Raw genomic sequence first — 4108 nt, 5'->3', positions numbered from 1 at the left:
CCCGGGGTGTGGGTGGATCAGAGGGTGGGGTCCTCGGGGATCTCACCGGTGAGGGAGCGGACCTCTGCGGCCTTCCAGCCGGGGGTGCTGTCGCTCTCCCACGGCACGACGGCGATGAGCCGGTGCACCCCGAAGGGCCGGGCGGAGAACACCCGCAGAGCCTGCGGGGTGATCACGTAGGCCCATTCGATGAACTCCGGGCCGCATCCGGTGGTGTCGTCGGGGCAGCGGCAGGTGAGCGTCTGCTCGTCCTCGTCGCGCTGGCCATGGCAGTAGCACTCCGGGTACAGGCCCCACTCGTCCGACATCACGTCCCGGTATCCGGCCCGGTCGAACGCCTCCTGGTCGAACGGCCGGGGGAAGTAGGTGGCGATGACGGTGGACCACCCGGCCGGGTGGTCGTCGATCAGCACCCGGGCCATGACCGTGTGGTCGCGGTTGAACGTGTGGTGGTAGAGCGCGAACAGCTCCCGGCCGAGCCGGGTGGGGTAGGCGTCGCCGTGGTGGTAGCGCCCCCGCCAGTTGCCGTTGGTGGTGGGTCGGGCGATGGCTCCGCGGGTGCTCACGTCTCCTCCCCCCGGGTCAGCCGGTCGGCGAGGTCGGCGGCCTCGGTGAGCTGGGCGGCCAGCTCGCGGGCGGTGTCGGGCGGCAGCGGGATGAGGTGGGCGAGCTGGCCTACGGGGCACAGCCACACCATCACCTGGTGGGTGCCGGGCTGCACGGATGCGCCCACGGTGGGCGCGGTTACGCTGGACATGCCGTGTCTCTCCGTTTCTGCGATGCGATTGCGTGGGTGTGGGTGGCGCGGTAGGGGGCTGACCTGCGCCTACAGGTCAGCCCCGCCCCGTGTCGTGGGAGATCTCCCACGGTGGGGCCGCACCGGTGCTAGTCGGCGGGCCGGTGGAACACGAACCATCCCTGTTCGGGTCCCATCCACAGCTCGGCGCGCACCGTCTGCGGAGGCAGCTTCAGCTGGACGGTGGCCCGCCGGATGGGGGCGTAGTCGGGCGGCGCGGCCTTGGGCAAGGTGAACTCGATGCGGCCGGGGATCCCGATGCGGTCGAAGTAGCGGACCACGTAGCGGCCCTTCCGCTCGGCGCGGGCGAGGTCACGCGCCCACTCGTACTCTTCGGTGAGGGTCTCCACCACGTCCGTGGTGTCCATGGGTGCACCGTCGCGGTCGCGGCACTGGTCCACGAACGCGGCCATCCGGGCCTGTGCGGCGTCGGTGGCGGCGTCGAACTCGGTCGGGCCGCCGCGGCCGCCGTTGGAAACGGTGCCGAGCTTGCTCTTCCCGGCACGCACCACCGCCGACCAGGCGATCCCGTTCCCGAGGTCGACCTCCTTCAAGCTGGTGACACGGATGCGGATGTCGGGCACCTGCATCCCGGTGTGAGGCAACGTGATCATTCGTCGTATTCCTTTCTCTTCACTTATCCGGCCGTGGTCACCGGGCGGCGAACGGTGAACCGTTCACGTGTTCGCCGCCCGGCTCACACGGTCAGGAACAGGGTCGGTGGGGTCAGGTCTGGGGCCGGATCGGCATGAGCAGGTGCCGGTATCCGGCGGTGTCCGGGGTGGCGCCGCCGTCGGTGATGACCACCGGCTTGGTCGGGGTGGTCAGGTGCACGGTGGCGGTACGGTCAGTGAAGGACGCCAACGCGTCGGCCAGGTAGCGGGCGTTGAACCGCAGCCGCACCGGCTCACCGGCGATGCCGGTGGTGGTGGCGTCCATGTCCGGGGCGGTCGTTCCGGGCAGGTCGGGGCCGATGGACACCGCTCCGTCGGCGATGGTGACCGCGATGGGGGTGGCCGTCTCCTTCTTGGCGGTGAGGATCGCCCGGGCCCGGTCGGTGGCGCGGGCCAGCGCCGCCCGGTCGGCGGTGACCGCGATCGGGGTGCGGTCGGGCACCAGGTCCGTCATCTTGGGGTAGTCGCTCTCGCTGTAGCCGCGGGTGAGCACCCGCACCCGGCCACAGACCAGACCGCACATGCCGTCGCCGAGCGCGAGGGTGACGGTCTCGCCGGTCAGGTGGCGGCGGAGCCTGTCCAGCAGGCGGGCGTTCACCAGAACGGTTTCGTCGCTGTAGGCGTCCACGCCGGGGGCGGAGGTGGCGGTCAGGGTCGCCCACGCGATCCGGTACCGGTCGGTGGCGACCAGGTCCAGCCGCCTGCCCCGGTCGCAGGTCAGGCGCACGTTCTCCAACACCGGGTAAGACCATTCGGGACCGACCGCGGCGGGGGTGACCCTGGACAACTCGGCCACGAACGCCGTGGTGTCCACGGTGGCGGTGTCGGGGGGCGGGGCGGGCAGCACCGGGAAGTCGTCGGCCCGGTGGGACTCGATGGGCAGCGTGTACCCGTCCACCGCCACCGCGGCACCGTCGCCGGTGGTGGTGACGGTGACCGGCGACAGGGCCGCGCGCTTCTTGGGGGTGCCCTTGGCGGTGGCGGCCAGCATCCCGGACAGGTCGGCGTGGGTGAGCAGCGCCCGGCCCGGGGTGGTGACCACGTCGGGCACCGTGACGGTGATCGCGGTGCTGTAGTCGAACCCGGTCGCGGTGAGGGTGCCGTCGGTGTCGCCGGTGAGCAGCACACCGGACAGGGCGGGCACCGCCGGGCGGGTGTGCACTGCGACGGCGACCGTGGACAGGGCCTCGGTGAGGGCGGCGCGGGTGGTGGTGAACGCCAACCCGGTGCGGGTGGCGAGGGTGTCGGCGGTCATGGAAAGGATCTCCGTTCCAGTTCGGTTGTCGGTGTGGTGGTCAGTTGTCGGTGTGGTGGACGGTGGTGGTCCCGGCGTACATCTGCCAGCCGGACGCGAACCCGGGCGCCAGTGCGGCGATCAGCCAGCTCGCGACGGTGTCGGTGGCCGCGGCGGCGTCGGCGGTCAGGCAGGTCACGAGGACCATCACCGGGTCGGCGGCGACCACGTCGAAATCCAGCACCTGTAGCGCGTCGGACGGGTCGGCGTGGGCGAGCCGCAGGGTGAACAGGTCCGCGGCCACGTCGGGGGATGCGTGCTCGGGCGGGGCGGCGAAGATCTCGAAGCTGACCAGTGCCATCGCGGGTCACCTTTCGGGGGCGGGGGTGGGGCCGGGTATCCGCCCGGCCCCACCCGGGGCGGTCAGGCGGGGGCGGTGTCCGGGGCGGGCATCGCGACGGTCGCGGACAGGACATCGGCGATGGCGTCGGCGACGGTGAGCACCCGTTCCGCGGTGGCGCGGGCGGTCTCGGCGTCCTTGGCCCATCCGGCGACGTAGGGCACCGAATAGGGCAGGCTGTCCAGCCCGACCAGCGAGCACACCAGGCAGGCCACCGATTCGGCTTCGATCTCGCGCACCTGGCGGGGGATGTCGCGCGTGTCGTGCTCACACCAGATGTGCGCGAGTTCGTGAATCGCGGTTTTGGCCGCGTGCGCGTCCGGCAGGGTGTCCGACACCCGCACGGTGCGGGTGTCGAACCGCACCCACCCGTTCGCCGGGTCGGTGTCGCCGCGTTCGACCGTGTAGCCGCGTCCGGTGATCTGGTCGGCGGTCGCGTCCCACAGCCGGTCCGGGGCGGCGCCCTCCATCAGGCGGGGGCCGTGGGTGTCCTCGGGCAGCGGGGGGCCGTCGGTCTGGGAGATGTCGAACACGCTCACGACCGTGAACCCGCGCACCCGGTAGCGGGGCGTGTCGCTGTCCGGGTTCGTGAGCGGGTTACCGTCCTCGTCGCGCTCCCGGTAGCGCAGCGGCGCGAGGATCCTGATTCCCCGCTCACCCTTGCGGACGTGGCGTCCGGCCGTGCGCCAGTCGCCGTAGGACCGCACGTCGGTGGCGTCCTCGCGCTGGGCAAGGATCATGAGCAGGTTGCCCAGCGAGTAGCGGCGCAGCCACGCGCGGCGGGTGAGCATCTGTTCCCACCCGTCGGCGGTGGTGAGCTTTTCGACGGCGGCGGACAGGGTGTCGTATGCCGCGTTCAGGCGTTCCTGTCGCTGTTCGGGGGTGAGTTGTCGGCGGTTTTTCTTTCTAGGAGCCATCACGGGTCCAATCGGAGAAACAGAATCGGGAATCCGGTCGGTGGACACAACCCGTACGCCATTGCGGTTGCGGGTTCTGTTCACCCC

General features: G+C 71.3%; 6 protein-coding genes. All 6 read right to left on the bottom strand.

Annotated features, from left to right (window positions below; all coding sequences use genetic code 11):
* Positions 1–17: 17 nt before the first annotated feature.
* Entirely contained in the window at positions 18–566 is a 549-nt protein-coding gene (locus ACJOT3_RS33145) for a hypothetical protein (RefSeq protein ID WP_406977083.1), read from the bottom strand.
* The gene (locus tag ACJOT3_RS33140) at positions 563–757 is read right to left on the bottom strand and encodes a hypothetical protein (protein WP_406977082.1); all 195 of its coding nucleotides are present in this window, start codon (positions 755–757) and stop codon (positions 563–565) included. The genes ACJOT3_RS33145 and ACJOT3_RS33140 overlap by 4 nt, the downstream gene beginning before the upstream one ends.
* 128 nt (positions 758–885) lie before the next feature.
* Complete coding sequence (locus ACJOT3_RS33135; RefSeq protein ID WP_406977081.1) at positions 886–1410, bottom strand: hypothetical protein; 525 nt, start codon at positions 1408–1410, stop codon at positions 886–888.
* Positions 1411–1522: 112 nt separating this feature from the next.
* A complete protein-coding gene (locus ACJOT3_RS33130) occupies positions 1523–2725 on the bottom strand; it encodes a hypothetical protein (RefSeq protein WP_406977080.1) in 1203 nt (400 codons plus the stop codon).
* 40 nt (positions 2726–2765) lie between these two features.
* Positions 2766–3065, bottom strand: coding sequence for a hypothetical protein (locus ACJOT3_RS33125; protein WP_406977079.1), 300 nt, complete (start codon positions 3063–3065; stop codon positions 2766–2768).
* Positions 3066–3127: 62 nt separating this feature from the next.
* Positions 3128–4021, bottom strand: a complete 894-nt coding sequence (locus tag ACJOT3_RS33120; protein ID WP_406977078.1) for an ArdC-like ssDNA-binding domain-containing protein — start codon at positions 4019–4021, stop codon at positions 3128–3130.
* Positions 4022–4108 lie beyond the last annotated feature (87 nt).

It is taken from the genome of Nocardiopsis protaetiae, from assembly GCF_045446735.1.
Classification (GTDB): Bacteria; Actinomycetota; Actinomycetes; order Streptosporangiales; family Streptosporangiaceae; genus Nocardiopsis; species Nocardiopsis protaetiae.
This window is presented reverse-complemented; position numbering and strand designations above follow the sequence as displayed.